The organism is Lederbergia ruris (assembly GCF_018332955.1).
Lineage (GTDB): Bacteria > Bacillota > Bacilli > Bacillales > Bacillaceae_C > Lederbergia > Lederbergia ruris.
Genome location: NZ_BORB01000007.1, coordinates 17028 through 34090, shown reverse-complemented (window position 1 = coordinate 34090; position 17063 = coordinate 17028). Strand labels below are relative to the sequence as shown.

The window sequence follows — 17063 nt, the reverse complement described above, 5'->3', positions numbered from 1 at the left end:
TATCTTTCGGTTGGACCTTTTATTATTTAATCCCTAGCTTCTTACGATAGCCAGATGGCGTGTATCCAGTTACCGTTTTAAACACTTTCGAAAAATGCGGGTAATCTTCATAACCAACTTCTGCCGCTATATCAACAATTCGAATGTAGGGAACCGCCAATTGCCTTTTCGCTTTTTCAATTCGTTTCTTGGTACGATATTGAACAAAGGTTTCATTTGTCATGTTCTTGAAAAATGCGCTAAAATAAGAAGTACTCATACCGATTACTTCAGCAACACTTTCCAAGGTAAGTTCTTCTGATAAATGATGGTCGATATATGATTTGGCCGTTTCAAGTGGGTCTTTAATATTGCCATTTCGCCACTTAACCAGGTCATTACCAACTTGGCGTAATTGCGCTCTAAAATGGCTGAAGGGGCTTTTATAGGCACCATAAGACTTCATTTCCTCTATGGGACTTATAGGGGTAAATTGTCGTTCCCTTAACCGTCTGATTAACATTTTCATACAGTCATTCAAAAGATTCCTAATTTGAAATACATTCATTCGTGTCGATAAATCTTCTTCCCACTGTAAAATACATTTTTCAATTTCATCCCATTGTAACAACCATAAATGCTCTTCTATTCGTTTCACCCAATCCTCACACTCCAAGAGAAATACGGAAGGGTATGAATGCGCTGTCAAAATATCGTCCATCACTTTTTGCACATCTTTTGTCGTTATGGGCTTTAGTAAATAACGATTTACCCCATAAGACATGCATGTTTGGGCATATTCAAAATCGTCGTAACCGGAAATAACCACCATGATAATATTTCGGTATTGCTCATTAATACGTTTGCACAGCTCCATTCCATTCATTTTTGGCATATGGATATCAACAAATAAGATATCAGGTACGTATTCGTTAATGAGCTCAAGAGCATGCAAACCATCATAGGCTGTACGAATGGAAGAAAAAGAATGTTGATACTGTGACGCCATCTTAGCAATGCCATTTCGGATAACCCTTTCATCATCAGCTACTAATAGATGCATAACAGTCATCGTCCCCCTTTTAAATAAATCATTTTCTCCAATAGGCTCCATCATACTTTGTGGGTATTGGCCATAACGATCATCATACGTGTTCTATCCATTAGGCTGGACATATTAATTTGTCCATCTTGACTACAACCCTCACCTTAACGCATAGGTTTGTTCACTTGGAAAGCCCCCTTCTTCTTGGCATTTTTTGGGATTTTTTAAAGACAAAAAATTGCGACAACCTAATTTTATTAGATTAGTGAACAAATGAAAATGGAATATAATAATATCTTTTTGTCTTATAATAAGCCGAATGAAATGGCTACAAACTTCTTGCTAAAGTAAATGATTGGAAAACAATCATATTCATAACCTATCTCCATATCGTAAAAAAACACAACTTAATAAAAATTTACACATCGTTTATCACGGTTAAGACGTTGTAAAATAAAGTAAGGTTTACTGAATGACCAATTCGCTCTCGATATTTTCTAGTCAGTTTATCGAGAATACATTCTTTACATAGGCCGTGATCAAAGGAGAGAGTTCGATGGCAAGTAAAATAGAAACATCCGCTCGTCTGGTTTCCCGTCATCCGAATAAGGGGAGTACGTTTCGATTTATCTGGAAATATAAAGCACTTTATTTAATATCGTTACCAGGAATTGTTTATTTTTTGTTATTTAAATACGTTCCCATGCTCGGATCCGTTATTGCTTTTCAGGATTACAATATATTCAAAGGGATTACGGGCAGCCCTTGGGTCGGTTTGGATCACTTCCAGAGAATGCTGGAATATCCCGAGTTTTTGACCATACTGAAAAACACGTTACTGATTGGGCTCTACGATCTTATTTTTGCTTTCCCTATCCCGATCATTCTCGCTTTACTGCTAAATGAAATTCGAATCACTTTACACAAACGAATTTTGCAGACAGTCGTTTATATGCCGCATTTTCTATCTTGGGTAATTATTGGTGGGATTGCGGCCGGAATATTATCACCACGTACCGGTTTCATAAACTTGGTATTAGGATGGTTCGGGATTGACCCCATTTACTTCCTTGGTGAGAACGATTATATCCGAAGTATTTTGGTTGGTGCTGGCATTTGGAAGGACAGCGGCTGGGGCACAATTATTTATTTAGCCGCCCTTGCTGGCATTCATCCAAGCCTTTATGAAGCCGCTTCCATTGATGGAGCAAACCGTTGGAGGCAGACACTTTCCATTACACTCCCTGCAATACTTCCAACAATTGTTATGTTGTTTTTATTGCAATTTGGAAATTTCCTTGATTTTGGGTTTGAACGTGTCTATGTGTTCTTAAATTCCCTTAATACAGAAAATGGGGATATTCTTGACACATATATTTATAGGGTTGGATTGCTGAATAGACAGTATAGTTATACAACGGCTATTGGGTTATTTAAGTCTGTAGTCGGATTTCTCTTAATCATCATTGGTAATTCCCTAAGCAAAAAAGCGACAGGTGAGGGAATATATTAACATTTGGAGGTGGCAAATATGAAGATGGGCAAAGGAGAACGGGTATTTCAAATTTTCAATTACGGATTGCTTGTATTGATCAGCTTAATGATGGTGCTTCCTATTATTCATGTAATAGCACAGTCCTTTAGCAGTAACGTTGCCATCAATTCCGGGAAAATTACTTTTTTTCCCATAGAATTTGTCCTTTCTAATTACGAGGCAGTGATTGGTGATCACTCTGTTTGGAGAGCATTTCTCATTAGTGTCATCGTTACCGTTGGCGGAACTTTTATTAATCTCATGGCTACCTCATCATTAGCCTACCCATTATCACGATCGGAATATGTCGGTAGAAAGGTAGTCTTGATCATGGTACTTGTAACCTTGGTGTTTCAAGCACCTCTCATTCCAAATTATTTATTGATTAAGGAATTGCAAATGCTTGACACGTTATGGGCTTTGGTGATACCAGGTGCGATTAGTACATTTAATTTTTTTATCATGCGTTCTTTCTTTATGAACATTCCTAAGGAATTGATTGATTCAGCGCGTATAGACGGCAGTGGAGAAATACGTGTTTTATGGAACATCGTCTTACCGTTATCCAAACCCGTCATGGCAACGATGGGAATATTTTACGCAGTAACACACTGGAATGCCTATTCAAATGCACTTTATTTCATCAATGATCGGACGTTGTATCCTTTGCAGGTCCGCCTGCGGGAAATTGTTATGAGCGACTACTTCGGGCAGGCTAATTCGATGGTAGAGGAAATAGCAGGGACAATGTCACCAGAAGGGATTAAGATGGCGGTGATTGTCATCTCCACCCTACCAATTATGTTAGTGTATCCTTTTTTGCAAAAGCATTTTGTGAAAGGTGCAATGATTGGTTCTATTAAATCTTAATGTAAAGAGAACAGGTGAAAGGAGACTTTTTTATAAAAAAACTACTTGTAGTTGCTTTTATTTTTATTGTCTTTTCATTATAGGCTGTTCAAACAAAACGAATAAAGAAGGAGGAGAAGCACACGATTTTGGAAACCTAATAAGGAAGAGGAATGTAATGTAAAAACGAAATCTATCGGTTAGAGGGAGTGATGAACGGTCTAAAAATATCCGACGTTTCCTTTTGTCAGAAACAAAAACAAATTAAAAATGCGGAAGGATGTAAATGATGAATTTACTTAAAGGAAGTCGCGCGGTATGGGTAGTTTTTGTGTTTTCTGTACTATTGTTAGGGGCTTGTACAACGAAAGGAGCAAAAGGGCCAGCAGATGGTGATGTTAAAAATACAGCTACAGAATTGGAAAAAGATCGCGAACCAGTCACAATGAATTTGTTTTTACAATTCGACTGGGAATATATCAAAGAAGATATCGAGAACGAGTTTCCTTTCATTACGGTTGAACATATTCGTGCCGCACCGGATGAATGGGAGGATAAAATTGCTCAAGGGGTTTATCCTGATTTGATTTGGTACGAAGGACCAAGAAGATTCCTTGAGGCAAGTGAACTGGAATTGCCTATGGATCTGGATCCATTAATAGAAAAACACAATTATGATCTTAGTCGATTTCAACCGGAAATTATTGAAACATTACGTAGTTTTACGGACAATTCGGAGTTGTACGCTTTGCCCAAGCAGACATCACCTTACGCCTTGCATTATAACAAAACGATTTTTGACGAATTCGGCGTAGATTATCCGTCTGATGACATGACTTGGACGGAAGTGGCTGATCTAGCGCGTCAGGTGACGGGCGAGCGAAACGGTGTTCATTATTATGGATTGCTGCCAAGGGCACATGATCGAGCCTTAATCAATTATACTTTGTTAGATCCGGATACTGATGAGCCGATCATTGACAGTACCTCATTTATCAAAACATTTATGGAAACGTTTCAAAATATTTATGCTATTCCGGATAACTTACCTGAAAATGAGAAGGATCTTTTAGATCCCCGGAGTCTTTTCGGGAATGGCCAGCTGGCAATGATGCCGATCTGGTCTAGTATAACAGGAATGACAGAAAATCCGGGGAATGTCGATATTGCCACTTACCCAAGCTGGGACGAATTCCCAAATACCCAGCCCGAATCGCGTTCCCACAGTATCGGTATTGCCTCGACTGCTCAAGATCCTGATTTGGCTTTTGAGGTGCTGTCCTACCTAGTATCCGATGAGTATTTAATGAACAAAACGGACTTTGAAGCACCTGCCCGTTTACCATTTTCAGACCAATCCTTGATCAATGAATATGAAGTAGATCCAATATATCAGGATTTGCACTTGGAGGCCCTGTCCAAACATCCCTTTGCCAAAGGACCGGCGAAACGTTCCAAATACGAGTTGACCGTCATGAATGAATTAATCCCTGAAATGATCACTGAGATAGCTTACACTCAGAAAGACGTGAACACGGTCTTGCGGGAAACGCAGGAGAAGGCGGAAGCGCTAGTCAAGGATCTTAAAGCGAACCAATAAATAATCGAGTAAGCAAAATAATATAGAATGCCAATTATCCTGGGTGTCACAACCTACTGATTTTATCTCTAGGAAATACGAGGTATTTTCAATCTACCGGAATACGCTAACCTTTGCGAATCCCTCAAGATGCATACGAAGGGATGTTGGAGAATGCGATGAACAAGAATGTAAACTAAATGCCCTCTTTTATGAAAGATTGCTCAAATAACTGACACATAGGATGTAAGCTTAATTGCATATCTTTAACGGTGATTTTCATAGAACCCTTTTTTCAAAGGATGGTTCAGTTAGAGTAAATACTACGTACTGATCAGGTATTAACTATTCTCTTGACATCCTTTTACAACATTATGGCTCCCTATTCATCTGTCGATATTTTGTTGGCGAAAAGCCTGTGAATCGCTTAAATATTTTCGAAAAATAATAAATGTCCAATCCAACTTGCTCTGCGACCTCTGCTATCGTTTGATCAGTGTTTTGAAGCAGGTATTGCGCTTGCTTCATTTTTTTTTGATTAATGAAGGCAATAGGAGAGAGACCGAGAATAGATTTAAAGTAGTGCATAAAGTAATTAGGGTGGAGATTTGCAAGTTCCGCAAGTGTTTCTACTTTAATTTTTTCAGATAGATGTTGATCAATATACTTTAATACTGTGTTAATATTATGGACAGAAGAAAAGTCAGTTTTTAACACCGATTGCTCAATAAACTGCGAAATGAAATCGAACAAAATAGATTTTATTTTAATTGGTGCCGAAAGTTGATCGCTATGATAAAGGTCGATCAGCATATTAAATTGTTTGGCTGTTTTTTGTTTTTCCTGCACGTCTAAAAAATGGGGAACATGAATTGCTTTAAATAGGTCCATCTCGCCAATCGTAGCTGTGAAATGACACCAGAATTTTAAATAAGTGTCGTCGCTTATGGTGGAATAGGAGTGCCTTGTCCCGGATGGCATAATGAACAATTGTCCCGGTAGGGGAGTATAAACCGTTTCATCGATTTTTATCCGTCCTTCTCCTTCCAAAATAAAGTAAAGGCGATTAAACGGTTCCAGGGATGGTTTCTTTTGCCAATTCGGTTTCACTTTTGTCAGGTTTCCGGCGATCATATGAACTTGTAAATTTTCAATGTATTGAATCATCATCTCAAGTGATTGTGCCTTCATTATTTCACCCTATTAAAGTTTTGAGAATGACAAAATTGATACAATTACATGAATATGTAATATATTGGAATCTAGATCGAGACACAAATTCTAATGGTAAGGAACGTGTAGATCGAATTGTTGAGGATTGTCTCTAGCATAATTTAAAATATAAAATTGCATCTATTCCCGTTTATGAAAATAGTCGACTTCTGCTAAATTAAATATGTTACCATTAATATTACAGTAACATTAAAGGATAGAAGTTTCAACTTCCATTGGCATTAAACGAAAAATCTCATGTGACAACTGCGAAAAAAATTAGTACAAATAAAACAAAAAGTGACACCCATGCTTTGATGCCACTTTTTCGTCCATTGTAAAACAGCATTTTTTATAAGCTACATTTACTTTTTCATTTACTTTCTATTTTTATCTTCTTCTATTTTGGCTTCATACTTTTCTTGCATTTCTCGAATAAATGTGTTGACGTCAATGCCTGATTCCGTATACTCTTTGACGAATTCCGTCGTCATTTCGCCAATAAAGTTCCCACCATATAACAGTACGTCCGGACCAAATGGAGAATATTCAGCAGGTTCAGCGGGGGTTCCCGAATAAATACCTTCAATATTAAGTCCTTCTACTTTTTCACCGTCTTTATAGGCTAAATAAGAACGTATTTCTGCATCATCCAAGACAGGAGCTACTCCAACCTTGGCCATATTAATTTGTTGCTCCTTCGAAGTGATAAACTCTAACAGTTTAAATGCCGCTTCTTTATGTTCACTATGCGGACTAATTGCTAGTGTTAAGGGTAAATTGTTTGGAGCAACATTCGGCTTATCAGGCCAACTCGGGAAAGAGACAACATCAAAATCTAATCCTTCAGTTCCAAGAAAAACCGGTATATTCGAAACTGTTCTTAAATTCATCGCAACATTTCTACCTTCCAACCCATCCTTATCCTCAGGGTTATCCGGGATATTCCCAGGAATATCGTAGATTTTTTTAATTAAATTAAAATACTGGGCATATTCGGGTTTTTGATCAAATAAAACTTCACCTGTTTCTGGATCTGTACCCGTCACCGAAAGTTGTAAGATCGCCTGTGAAAGACTATGGGTTTCAAGGCCATAATAGCGCGTTCCATCTCTTTCGCCAGTTACTTTCGTTGCAAGCTCAATCACTTCATCCCAAGTCATTCCATCTGTTGGATAATTCACCCCAAATTTATCAAAAATTTCTTTGTTATAAAATAAACCAACGACAACATCTTCCACTGGAATCCCTAATAAACGTCCTTCCCCTTCAGGATCACGTGAACGAATTGCTTCAATAGCACCCTCACGAAATTTCTTCAAATCCATATTATTCTTTTCTACCAAATCATCGAGCGGGTATGCCATATCGAGCTCATTCATTTCCTCAAAGTCACCCAAAACGAGATAAACATCAGGTACAACTTTTTTCGAGAATAATTCTTCAAATGCCTCTGCATCTGTCCAACTCGAAATGGACTCTATTTTAATATTAGGATATTTAGCCTCAAACTCATTTTTAAACCGCTCCTCGACCTGCTCATCACTCCACGGGGCAACAAATGTCAGCGTGACCTCCTCATCCGCCTCATTTGCTTCCGCATTCGTATTCTCTTCAGAACCTTTTTCCCTATTTTCCTCTTGTCCACCTGTACTGTGGCTACAAGCTGCAAGTAACAACAACAGCATTATAGATAAAAAACTAATCCCTTTCTTAACTAGTTTCATAGCTGCTCCCCCTTATACAGTTTTTTTAAAACGCTTACAATACCCATAAAAAGTATAGACCTCTCTAGTGTGCCCGAGAACAATACCCTTGGATGATGTTCTCGGTACTGTTCCGGTCATTACTCACTTTCTATCTGAGAGCGCACGTTTTTCTCAGCTTGATCTTGCAAAATCCGTAAAAATTCATTTAAATCTTTCCCAGAATTAACGTATTCAATTCCGGCCGTTGTGATAACTCCATCACCGTAGAGCGACTTTTTAGAAGGACCTACAGCATAGCTATGAAGAAATAAGGACTCAAGATTTTTATCCTTATATTCGGGCTTATCTTCTAAAAATACAGAATGTATCTCTGGGTTTTGCAGCGGTGAAGCTGTCCCTTCTTTGGATTTTATTGTTTGTACCTCTTCAGACAGCAAATAATCAAGAATCTTTAGGGCTTCCTTTTTATGTTCGCTTGTACGAGTAATGGCATGCCCCCTGCCACGTGGCTGTGGAGCAATTCCCTCATACCCTTCCCATACAGGATACGTAACAATATCGATATGAGCTTGTTCTAACCAGCCAAAATTTGTTCCAATCGGTGTCATAGCAACGTTGCCTTTACCAAATTCTTCTCCCCAATTATGCAAAAGATCTCCAGGTTTTTCTGTAGGATAATTTCCGGGAATCGATGTTACCTCGCCTATCAACCCTAGATATCTTTTATAGGCTTCAGATTCTGTGATTAGCACTTCATTCGTTTCAGGGTCGATTGACTCCTGGCTAAATTGAGTATAAGCATCATAAGGGGTATCTAAATCAAGCCCGCGGTATTGAGTACCGTTTACCTCACGTGTCAATTCTTTTGCCAGTTCTGTTACCTCTTCCCATGTCATCCCATCTGTTGGGTACTCAACTCCTAAAATATCAAATACATCTTTGTTATAATGCAAAGAGTAAGAAGGACGTGTTATTGGAAGAACGATTAATCTCCCCTCTTGATCGGGGTCTTGATTTCGGGCAAATTCAACAAAGGAAGGTTCATAACGGTCTAAATCAAAGCCTGTTTCCTCGATTAACTCACTTATATCATAATCGAGTTCAAATCTTTTTAGGTGACTCGTATGAGTAATCGCGCCCATCGTCACAATATCAGGTGTTTTGCCTTTTGCTATTAACTCTTCCAGTGTTTCAGGATGATCTGTACCTGCATCATATACTTCAACCAAGATATGAGGAAACTTCTCCTCAATAAACCTCCCTACATCTTCCTGATATTGCTCTTCATTCCCTTGATAGGCCCAGATCAGTGTGACCTCCTCGTCTGGACCCTCCACATTTGCTTCCGCATTCGTATTCTCTTCAGAACCTTTTTCCCCATTTTCCTCTTGTCCACCTGTACTGCTACTACAGGCTGCAAGTAACAACAATAATAATATCGATAAAAAACAAATCCCTTTTTTAGCTAGTTTCATAGCTGTCCCCCATACATTCTAATAAAGCGTTTACATTTTTTAAAAAAACTAAATGATAATCGATTATCAAATTTAATCAACCCAACTGCAAAGCTTTCTACAGGGTCCGATCTAATCGTTCTTTTCGATTCGTATCTTCCAATTTCGTAACGTAAGACGTAAAAGATTATTATAAGGCATTCGAATGACTATCTGTTACCGGTAATTTAACAGTAACAATTTTTACAGTAATTGTCAATTGTTTTAAAATTTTCAAACATGTCTTTTAATAGAACACAATAAGCGAAAAGCAATTTCACAATTACATTTTTCGAAAGAAATTCGGGTGATTACCAAAGCAAAGGTACTTTTCCTTTATAGATCATGAATGCAATGTTGCACATTTTCACATATAATAGGTATGATATATACAATTGATGAACGAAAGATGAATGTAATGGATTATGTTTGTTTTTGTAACATGAACGAGGGGGATATAGAATTGGTCACGATTTATGATATAGCCAAAAAGGCAAATGTTTCCGCGATGACGGTGTCTCGTGTTATTAATAATTCGGGAAACATTAGTCAAAAAACGAGAGAAAAAGTGGAGGCTGTTATAGAAGAGTTAGGCTATATTCCCAATAGCTCGGCACGCAGTCTAACTTCTAAAAAATCAAAGATTTTATCGCTGATGGTAACAGATATAACAAATCCATTTTTCACAAATATTGCCCGAGGTGCTGAGGATAAGGCGATGCAAATGGGCTATCAACTAATGTTATGCAATAGTGATGAAAATGTTGACAAAGAATCGAAATATATTGATATGCTGATCTCAACGGGTACAGATGGGGTTTTAGCCGCTCCGGCAAATGATTCATCGAAAAAAAACTTACAAAAATTGGCGAAGTATAAAATCCCTTATGTTTTGATTGACCGATTTATCGAGGATTTAGCTTGTGACCAAGTTTTAAGTGATAACGAAATGACGACTCGGAGATTATTGGAGCATTTAATTAAACAAGGGCACAAAAAAATTGCGATTATCAATGGACCTTTGGAAATTGCCACCGCAAAGGAACGCCATAATGCCTATCTCGATACTTTGGATTTACATGAATTACCCATCAATGAAAACTGGATTCACCAAAGCCATTTTTTACGGGACAGTGATATTTCCGAAACAGTTAAAAAAATGCTTGATCTGCCTGAAAATGAACGCCCAACGGCGATTTTTGCTACGAGTAATTTCATTGCGACAAATATAGTCAGATACATGAATGAAAATCATATCAAAATACCTGATGATATTGCAGTTGTTTGTTATGACAGTTTTCCTAATTACCTGGGCACTGAACCTTTTCTCACTTCAGCCGAACAACCATCCTATAATTTTGGTTATTTAGGCGCCCAGTTACTGATTGAACGAATTGAAAATACCGCACCAGAAACACCAAGAAAAATCGTGCTCCCATCGGAAATTCATTTTAGGGAATCGTCGGCTTTCAAGAGAACAGAATAGGAATGCCACTGGGCCGCGAAGTTTAAGCTGCGGACTTTGTTCCCGATGAATGTAGACTCCTAAGCAAAAATAGAAAGCCGACGATCTTCTTGATAGGAGATCACGGCTTTTTCTCTCATTTCATATCCGAATTTTTATTGGTCAGTAGTGATTACCTTTTGCGCTTTTCTTATTCACTGTATTTCGTTTCGCCGTAAACCGCACGAATTTGGTCGATGTATATGGTGCCTGTTGTTTTTCGTTCGTCATTGGTCGCCAGATAGCGAAAGGGAATTTCCATTTTTAAGGGAAGTGGCCGACCCTTAGGAAGTTTGGCCTCTACATATTGCCACCCTTTCCAATCGACGCCTTGCTTATTATCTGTATAATCAATGGCGAAAGCTTGATCTTTGCCATCCCGTAACTGTGCTCTTAGCCAATGTCCTTGCCCATCTCCATAGACCCACATCGCTATTTTATTTGGATAACCCTCTAATGCAACCATTTGCTTCGGAAAAGCATATACGCCAGAAATTCCCTTTTGATTTAAAAAATTGTAATCGATTCGCAATGCATGATGTCCGAAACGAACGGGATCAGTTGGACTTGTGGCTACTGCCAAATTGATAGCTGTACAACGATCCCCTTTTATTTCCCAATTATCAATCCCATTTTCAAAGTCCTCCAGCAAAAACGGTTCTTTTCCTACCTCCACCTTCAATGAAGCACTCACTTGCCCATAGCTAACAGTGACCGTACCTTGACCACTTTGTGCAAAAGCTGTAAATATTCCGCTTGGATCGATTTTTCCGACCGTTCCAGCAAATTTCCACTCTAAACATGCAGGGTCAAAATTCACCTTTTTCCCCTTATAAAAGGCCAATACGTCTAGTTGATACACCATACCATGATCAATGGTTATTTCTGGTTGAGGAAACGCGAGCTCTGTTAATTGATTCACCACTTTAATTTTTCCAGTACGACCAGTTACACCAGCAGAAGCAGCACTAATAAAACCTTCTCCTGGCTCAGAACCTGCGATCAATTGACCTTGACCCGTTATCTCTCCGATGTTCCCTTCAACAGACCAGGTGATTTCTTCTTCGATTGGGTGAGGTTGATAGGACGCATCGATTCCCTTGGCCATAAAGGTATGCTTGCTACCTGCAAGAATAAACAAGTGTTGGGGTCTAATCACCAGTTGAGAAAGAGGTCCTTCCTCCTCCTTGCTGATAAGGAGAAGGGAGTTCGCCACCTCGCGTTCAGCACCGTCTGATGGTCGATTGACGATCGTTGCCCGTAAATCCCCCGGCTGTCTTACCAACATTGTGGAAGAACCACCTCCATCAAAATTCAGTGCCTTTTCGACTCCTAGTTTCACCATCAGCTCTGCTAATTCTTTAATCGTAACACCTTCACTATAACCTGGTTGTCGCCCATCGACCACAACTAGAAAAATCGAGCCATCTTGTTTGATCCCAACCGCTGTTCTTGGGGCGATCGTATCACCTGCTGCTTCGGTGTTCTCACAAATCAAACCATTATCCACAAGGAGGCGATTCCCTCCTACAGCTTCTGTTACATCTGCCCATTCTCCTGCCAGTACAAATGAACATTCTACTTGATCTCCTACCTTGACGTTTTGCCGCAACCATTTGGCTGCCATTCCACTTCCTGAGAAAACAATTTGCCCCTTTTTTATCGGGTTATTTCCTTTACCCTCTACAAGTTTTAAAACCGTTCCTTTCACCGAACAACCAGATTGGGCTTTTCCTTCATCCATTTCAATTAAACCCTCTATTCCATCATCATCTGTCCCGGTCCGTTCCGCAAAATTTTCTGTATAGAGCAGCAATTGATCTTCTCTTCGGTCTTTGTTTACGGTAACGGTACATGGATCAGTATAAACATGATGATTTATTTTTACTTTTACAGATAACTCTGGTATGCCAATGATTGCTTTCCCACTGTCTTTAAAGCCAATGGCTGTTTTATGATTGGGAGCTGTTAAAAGTTGACCTTGATGAATCATTAGGTTTAAAGGCAAACCATTGACCATATTATAAAAGTCAGCATTGACGGCTGCGATCACTCGATGCCCTGTTTGACAAACAGCCGCCGCCTGCTCGGTTGTCTTTTCCATCCCAATTACTTTTTTGCTTGTAAGGCCGGCTTCAAAGAAAAGCTGCTTTTGCCCAGGTTGCACTTCAATAATCTGGATTTGCTGTTTACCAGAATGACATATAATCTGCCGAGACCATTGCCGAACCCCTGGCGCAATCTGTTGACGAAAATCTTTGAAGGACATTTCCAACTCTACCTTTCTATCACTCTTTTCCCTGCATTTCTTTTACCATCGTTTCATATTCATCTTTCAATTTGCGAATAAATGTCACGGTGTCTTCATTTGATTGTAAAAACTCGTTTGCTTTTCCATTCATAAACCCCAATAAAGATTCATCATATTTGGAGTATGGTGGAACAGGCGCCAACTTTTGCGTGAATGGCGCTCTTGCATTATAGTTGTTTTCATATTGTTCAATGATCTGACTGCCAAATTCGTCAAATGCTGTTGTATCTTCGATCGTTGGTGGGCTGCCAGCACGTGATAATACTTTCTGCCCTTCTGGACTAGCTAAATGGGCAATGACTTTAAATGCTTCATCTGGATGCTCACTTTGTTTAGTAATATTAAAAGATAGAGCAACAGCCGATGGGCCAATATTAGGGAGATCCTTCCAAACAGGAGTTGTGACCATATCAAAATTAAATCCATCTACAGGAGCAATAAGTGGCAAATGTGTAGCACTTGCTACCCACATGGCAATATTTTGCTGATTTTCATGGAACCCATCTGGCTTATCTTCATCGACCTCTTGCATCCCGGGAATATCTCGGATGCTCGCTAATAAATCAAAATATTGTTTTGTCCGCGGATCATCTGCAAATAAGACCTCTCCCGTTTCAGGATCTGTCCCAGGTATGCTCAATTGTTTGTAAGGCATATTTGTCGCCCAATTGAGGATTTGCACGCCTTTGTATTGAATACCATCACGTTCATCAGTCAATTTCCGGGCAAGATCAACGACCTCATCCCAAGTCATGCCGTCTGTTGGGTAATCTTCACCAAACTTATCAAAAATATCTTTATTATAATACATAGCCGTCATACTCACTTCGATTGGCAATCCATATAATTGCCCTTCTCCGAGGGGATCATACGCGCGTAAATCCTCTACAATTCCTTCTCGAAAAATGCCTAAGTCGAATTTATGTTTTTCAATTAACTCATCAACCGGCATAAGTAAATCCAAATTTTCAATATACTCAACAGATGGTGCAACGGTGATAATATCCGGGACTTCCCCTTTAGCAAATAGCTCCTGAAGCTGATCAATATCAGCTGGATTCCCTTCCATTAACTCTAAATTAATATCAGGAAAAGCATCACTAATCTGATCCTTAAAGCGATTCTTGAAGACTTCTTCATCGACCGCGATCAGCATCTTCAACGTTACCTTTTCATCCTGTTCATTTTCTTTCACCGTTTTTTTCGAACATCCAATTAAAAGTATTAAGCTAAGACCTATAACGAGGATAGATAACCAGAATTTTTTATTCATCTAATCCGACCCCCTACTTATTAATTTAGCGCAAAACTCTATGGAAACGCTGCCAATTATGCCGTTTATCTACAACCTCCTTTTAACCTGTATATCTCTTTTTTCAATCGTGAACTAAGAACTGTAAGTGAGGAATTTTTTTGTATATCACTGCAATTTATCATTCACTTTTTATATTAACCTATTTAATATTGGCTGTAAACCATCGTTACACTTTTGTACAAGTATATTTGACATTTAATTTCAAAGGTGAAAAGCCGTTGCTTTAATATTCAAACCTTAAATCCGTGAATATACGGATTTTTTTATTTATCTAACTTGCTTTCCCTACACACTTATGTTAAATTTTGTGTGTAGGGGGTGTTGAGCATGGAATCTCATATGAGAAGAAAGCAATTCCATTTGACAAAAGAAGATGAAAAGCTTTTAAAAGATTTGGCCAATAAAAAAGACGTCTCTGAAGCAGAAATTGTAAGAGAAGCTGTTCGGGAATATGCGGCAAAAAATTTACAAAAAAGTAATCCTTTACTAACAATGGCAAATGAAGCAGAGAGAGTTATGATTGACTCCGATGGGGACTTATCTGTGAACCATGATTTTTATCTAAGGGAGATTATTGAAAATGAAGGACAATAAGTATTTTATAGACACGAGTGCCTTGATCGCATTGAATGATGCAAGGGATCAATATCATACGGAGGCACGTGATATTGCTACCACTTTAAACAACTGTCAATTCTTTATCTCCGATGCGGTGATTAATGAAACTTACACACTTTTAAGGTATCGATTAGGGTTTCAAAAAGCCGCTTATTTTCTTCAAACAGTTTTATCAGGAGATTCGTTCGTTATTGCAGATGTCACGAATGCGACCAGGCTACATACCCAGGGAATTCTTGAGCAATTTAGTGACCAAAAAATCTCCTATTGTGATGCACTAAGTGTTGCCATCATGAAAGAGATGCAAATATCTAAAATCTTTGCCTTTGATCATCATTTTGAGTTAATGGGTACTCAATTAGTTCGACCATAACAAAGTCAACTTTCCTTTAGATCTTTCATCAGGTTACTGGATTAAAAAATCCTCCAGTTGAATGTTCCGAAGGATTTTCCATTGCGAATGTCGTGTTGTTCAAGCTTGTTTGCCTCGCACGAGCAGAAGCATTAAGAAAGAGATGATGACAATGGACGCAACCCATAACCACGCCATTTCCATATGACCTGAATCAATCGCCAAATAAATCGCTGTTGGGATGGTCTGAGTTTCACCGGGAATATTGCCGGCAAACATTAGAGTCGCGCCAAATTCCCCTAATGCCCTTGCAAAGCTGAGAATACTTCCGGTCAAGAGAGATCTAAAAGCTAATGGAATAGAAATAAAAATAAGTGTTTTCCATTCATTTGCCCCATCTACCTTAGCCGCATTTTCGAGATCTACATCAATATCTTGGAACCCAGACTTGGCTGTTTGATACATTAGTGGAAAAGAGACAACGGCCGAGGCGATGACTGCGGACCACCATGTGAAAATAATCGGCTGGTGAAAAAGCCACTCTATCCCTTGCCCTACGATGCTATTTTTACCAAAGAAAATGATGAGCAAAAAACCCACGACTGTAGGTGGTAAAACCATCGGAAGGATAAGGATTGTTTCTAGGATCGCTTTCCCTTTAAACTTCCTTCTTGCCATCCAGCGTCCGGCGACAAGACCCGTCCCGATCACGATCAGGCTGGCGATGAAAGCAACTTTTAGTGATAGCCAAATCGGGGTCCAAAATTCTTCTGTTGCTATATTATTCAATAATGAATCCATAATCCTCAAATACCTTTAATGCAGCGTCACTTTGTACATATTGATAAAACTGTTTGGCTGCTTCACAATGTTTGGAATCCTTTATGATCCCGACTGGATAAACGATCGGTGGATATGTATTCGGTGGAACGGTTGTCACAATCTTCACTTTGTCAGAAATCATCGCGTCTGTTTTATATACAAGCCCCGCATCTACGTTGCCCGTTTCTACATAGGATAATACTTGACGAACATCTTTTGCATAGACGATTTTCGGTTCAATTGCTTCCCACAGCCCCATTGCTTTTAATGACTCTTGCGCATATTGTCCTGCTGGCACCGAATCGGGCGTTCCAATAGAAAGCTTATCTACTTTCTCCTCTGTAAGATCTTCTAAATTCGTCATAACATCATCTTCTATTGGGACAATTAGGACGAGTTCATTTCCAAGCAAATCTATACCATCCTTTTTTTCAATCAGTCCCTCATCTACTAATTTTTCAAACTTATCTTTTGCGGCCGAGAAGAAAAGATCTACTGGTGCTCCCTGCAAAATTTGTTGCTGTAAAGAGCCAGATCCAGCATAATTAAATTTCAGTTTTACCTCAGGGTGCTTCTTTTGGTAATTCTCCTGAATCACATCCATTGCATCCTTTAAACTAGCTGCCGCTGATATCGTGATTTCAACTTGCTGATCTGTTGGAGATTCCTCTGTCGGATGGGAACATGCCGCGATCATTAAAAGTAATATAATGATTACATATATGCCTCTTTTCACATGAT

At 38.9% G+C, this 17063-nt stretch carries 14 protein-coding genes; 6 read left to right on the top strand and 8 right to left on the bottom strand.

Features of this window, described 5'->3' with window-relative positions:
* Positions 1-22: 22 nt before the first annotated feature.
* On the bottom strand, positions 23-1042 hold the full coding sequence (locus KI363_RS05590) for a response regulator transcription factor (RefSeq protein WP_212965751.1): 1020 nt from the start codon (positions 1040-1042) through the stop codon (positions 23-25).
* Between the two features lie 538 nt (positions 1043-1580).
* Between KI363_RS05590 and KI363_RS05585 the strand changes: the two genes are divergently transcribed.
* The 3 genes from KI363_RS05585 to KI363_RS05575 all read left to right on the top strand — a co-directional run bounded on the left by KI363_RS05585 (position 1581) and on the right by KI363_RS05575 (position 5007).
* Positions 1581-2537, top strand: coding sequence for an ABC transporter permease (locus KI363_RS05585; RefSeq protein WP_212965750.1), 957 nt, complete (start codon positions 1581-1583; stop codon positions 2535-2537).
* An 18-nt stretch (positions 2538-2555) separates the two neighbouring features.
* Positions 2556-3428: a carbohydrate ABC transporter permease gene (locus tag KI363_RS05580; protein ID WP_212965749.1), complete on the top strand. Its 873-nt coding sequence runs from the start codon at positions 2556-2558 to the stop codon at positions 3426-3428.
* 268 nt (positions 3429-3696) lie between these two features.
* Complete coding sequence (locus tag KI363_RS05575; protein WP_212965748.1) at positions 3697-5007, top strand: ABC transporter substrate-binding protein; 1311 nt, start codon at positions 3697-3699, stop codon at positions 5005-5007.
* Between the two features lie 351 nt (positions 5008-5358).
* Here KI363_RS05575 and KI363_RS05570 read toward each other — a convergent pair whose 3' ends face one another.
* The 3 genes from KI363_RS05570 to KI363_RS05560 all read right to left on the bottom strand — a co-directional run bounded on the left by KI363_RS05570 (position 5359) and on the right by KI363_RS05560 (position 9382).
* Positions 5359-6177, bottom strand: a complete 819-nt coding sequence (locus KI363_RS05570) for a helix-turn-helix domain-containing protein (RefSeq protein ID WP_212965747.1) — start codon at positions 6175-6177, stop codon at positions 5359-5361.
* A gap of 398 nt (positions 6178-6575) precedes the next feature.
* Entirely contained in the window at positions 6576-7925 is a 1350-nt protein-coding gene (locus KI363_RS05565; protein WP_212965746.1) for an ABC transporter substrate-binding protein, read from the bottom strand.
* 119 nt (positions 7926-8044) lie between these two features.
* The gene (locus KI363_RS05560; protein ID WP_212965745.1) at positions 8045-9382 is read right to left on the bottom strand and encodes an ABC transporter substrate-binding protein; all 1338 of its coding nucleotides are present in this window, start codon (positions 9380-9382) and stop codon (positions 8045-8047) included.
* A gap of 481 nt (positions 9383-9863) precedes the next feature.
* On the opposite strand from KI363_RS05560, the gene KI363_RS05555 reads away from it, so the two are divergent.
* Positions 9864-10886, top strand: a complete 1023-nt coding sequence (locus tag KI363_RS05555) for a LacI family DNA-binding transcriptional regulator (protein ID WP_158321604.1) — start codon at positions 9864-9866, stop codon at positions 10884-10886.
* 169 nt (positions 10887-11055) lie between these two features.
* Here the strand turns inward: KI363_RS05555 and KI363_RS05550 are convergent, their stop codons facing one another.
* Together KI363_RS05550 and KI363_RS05545 are read right to left on the bottom strand one after the other, a co-directional pair.
* Positions 11056-13173, bottom strand: a complete 2118-nt coding sequence (locus KI363_RS05550; RefSeq protein WP_212965744.1) for a phosphodiester glycosidase family protein — start codon at positions 13171-13173, stop codon at positions 11056-11058.
* 19 nt (positions 13174-13192) lie between these two features.
* Complete coding sequence (locus KI363_RS05545) at positions 13193-14488, bottom strand: ABC transporter substrate-binding protein (RefSeq protein ID WP_212965743.1); 1296 nt, start codon at positions 14486-14488, stop codon at positions 13193-13195.
* 369 nt (positions 14489-14857) lie between these two features.
* Between KI363_RS05545 and KI363_RS05540 the strand changes: the two genes are divergently transcribed.
* Together KI363_RS05540 and KI363_RS05535 are read left to right on the top strand one after the other, a co-directional pair.
* On the top strand, positions 14858-15124 hold the full coding sequence (locus KI363_RS05540; RefSeq protein WP_212965742.1) for a ribbon-helix-helix domain-containing protein: 267 nt from the start codon (positions 14858-14860) through the stop codon (positions 15122-15124).
* Positions 15111-15521, top strand: coding sequence for a type II toxin-antitoxin system VapC family toxin (locus KI363_RS05535; RefSeq protein WP_158321607.1), 411 nt, complete (start codon positions 15111-15113; stop codon positions 15519-15521). Before KI363_RS05540 ends, KI363_RS05535 begins: the two co-directional genes overlap by 14 nt.
* 99 nt (positions 15522-15620) lie before the next feature.
* Here the strand turns inward: KI363_RS05535 and modB are convergent, their stop codons facing one another.
* Together modB and modA are read right to left on the bottom strand one after the other, a co-directional pair.
* The gene (modB, locus tag KI363_RS05530) at positions 15621-16301 is read right to left on the bottom strand and encodes a molybdate ABC transporter permease subunit (protein WP_212965741.1); all 681 of its coding nucleotides are present in this window, start codon (positions 16299-16301) and stop codon (positions 15621-15623) included.
* Positions 16282-17019: a molybdate ABC transporter substrate-binding protein gene (gene modA / locus KI363_RS05525; RefSeq protein ID WP_246516775.1), complete on the bottom strand. Its 738-nt coding sequence runs from the start codon at positions 17017-17019 to the stop codon at positions 16282-16284. Before modA ends, modB begins: the two co-directional genes overlap by 20 nt.
* Positions 17020-17063: the final 44 nt, after the last annotated feature.

What these genes read in the sequence shown, in the direction of transcription:
- KI363_RS05590 (WP_212965751.1), bottom strand. Translation starts at nt 1,042, where the DNA reads ATGCATCTATTAGTAGCTGATGATGAAAGGGTTATCCGAAATGGCATT.
- KI363_RS05585 (WP_212965750.1), top strand. Translation starts at nt 1,581, where the DNA reads ATGGCAAGTAAAATAGAAACATCCGCTCGTCTGGTTTCCCGTCATCCG.
- KI363_RS05580 (WP_212965749.1), top strand. Translation starts at nt 2,556, where the DNA reads ATGAAGATGGGCAAAGGAGAACGGGTATTTCAAATTTTCAATTACGGA.
- KI363_RS05575 (WP_212965748.1), top strand. Translation starts at nt 3,697, where the DNA reads ATGAATTTACTTAAAGGAAGTCGCGCGGTATGGGTAGTTTTTGTGTTT.
- KI363_RS05570 (WP_212965747.1), bottom strand. Translation starts at nt 6,177, where the DNA reads ATGAAGGCACAATCACTTGAGATGATGATTCAATACATTGAAAATTTA.
- KI363_RS05565 (WP_212965746.1), bottom strand. Translation starts at nt 7,925, where the DNA reads ATGAAACTAGTTAAGAAAGGGATTAGTTTTTTATCTATAATGCTGTTG.
- KI363_RS05560 (WP_212965745.1), bottom strand. Translation starts at nt 9,382, where the DNA reads ATGAAACTAGCTAAAAAAGGGATTTGTTTTTTATCGATATTATTATTG.
- KI363_RS05550 (WP_212965744.1), bottom strand. Translation starts at nt 13,173, where the DNA reads ATGTCCTTCAAAGATTTTCGTCAACAGATTGCGCCAGGGGTTCGGCAA.
- KI363_RS05545 (WP_212965743.1), bottom strand. Translation starts at nt 14,488, where the DNA reads ATGAATAAAAAATTCTGGTTATCTATCCTCGTTATAGGTCTTAGCTTA.
- KI363_RS05540 (WP_212965742.1), top strand. Translation starts at nt 14,858, where the DNA reads ATGGAATCTCATATGAGAAGAAAGCAATTCCATTTGACAAAAGAAGAT.
- KI363_RS05535 (WP_158321607.1), top strand. Translation starts at nt 15,111, where the DNA reads ATGAAGGACAATAAGTATTTTATAGACACGAGTGCCTTGATCGCATTG.
- modB (WP_212965741.1), bottom strand. Translation starts at nt 16,301, where the DNA reads ATGGATTCATTATTGAATAATATAGCAACAGAAGAATTTTGGACCCCG.
- modA (WP_246516775.1), bottom strand. Translation starts at nt 17,019, where the DNA reads ATGATCGCGGCATGTTCCCATCCGACAGAGGAATCTCCAACAGATCAG.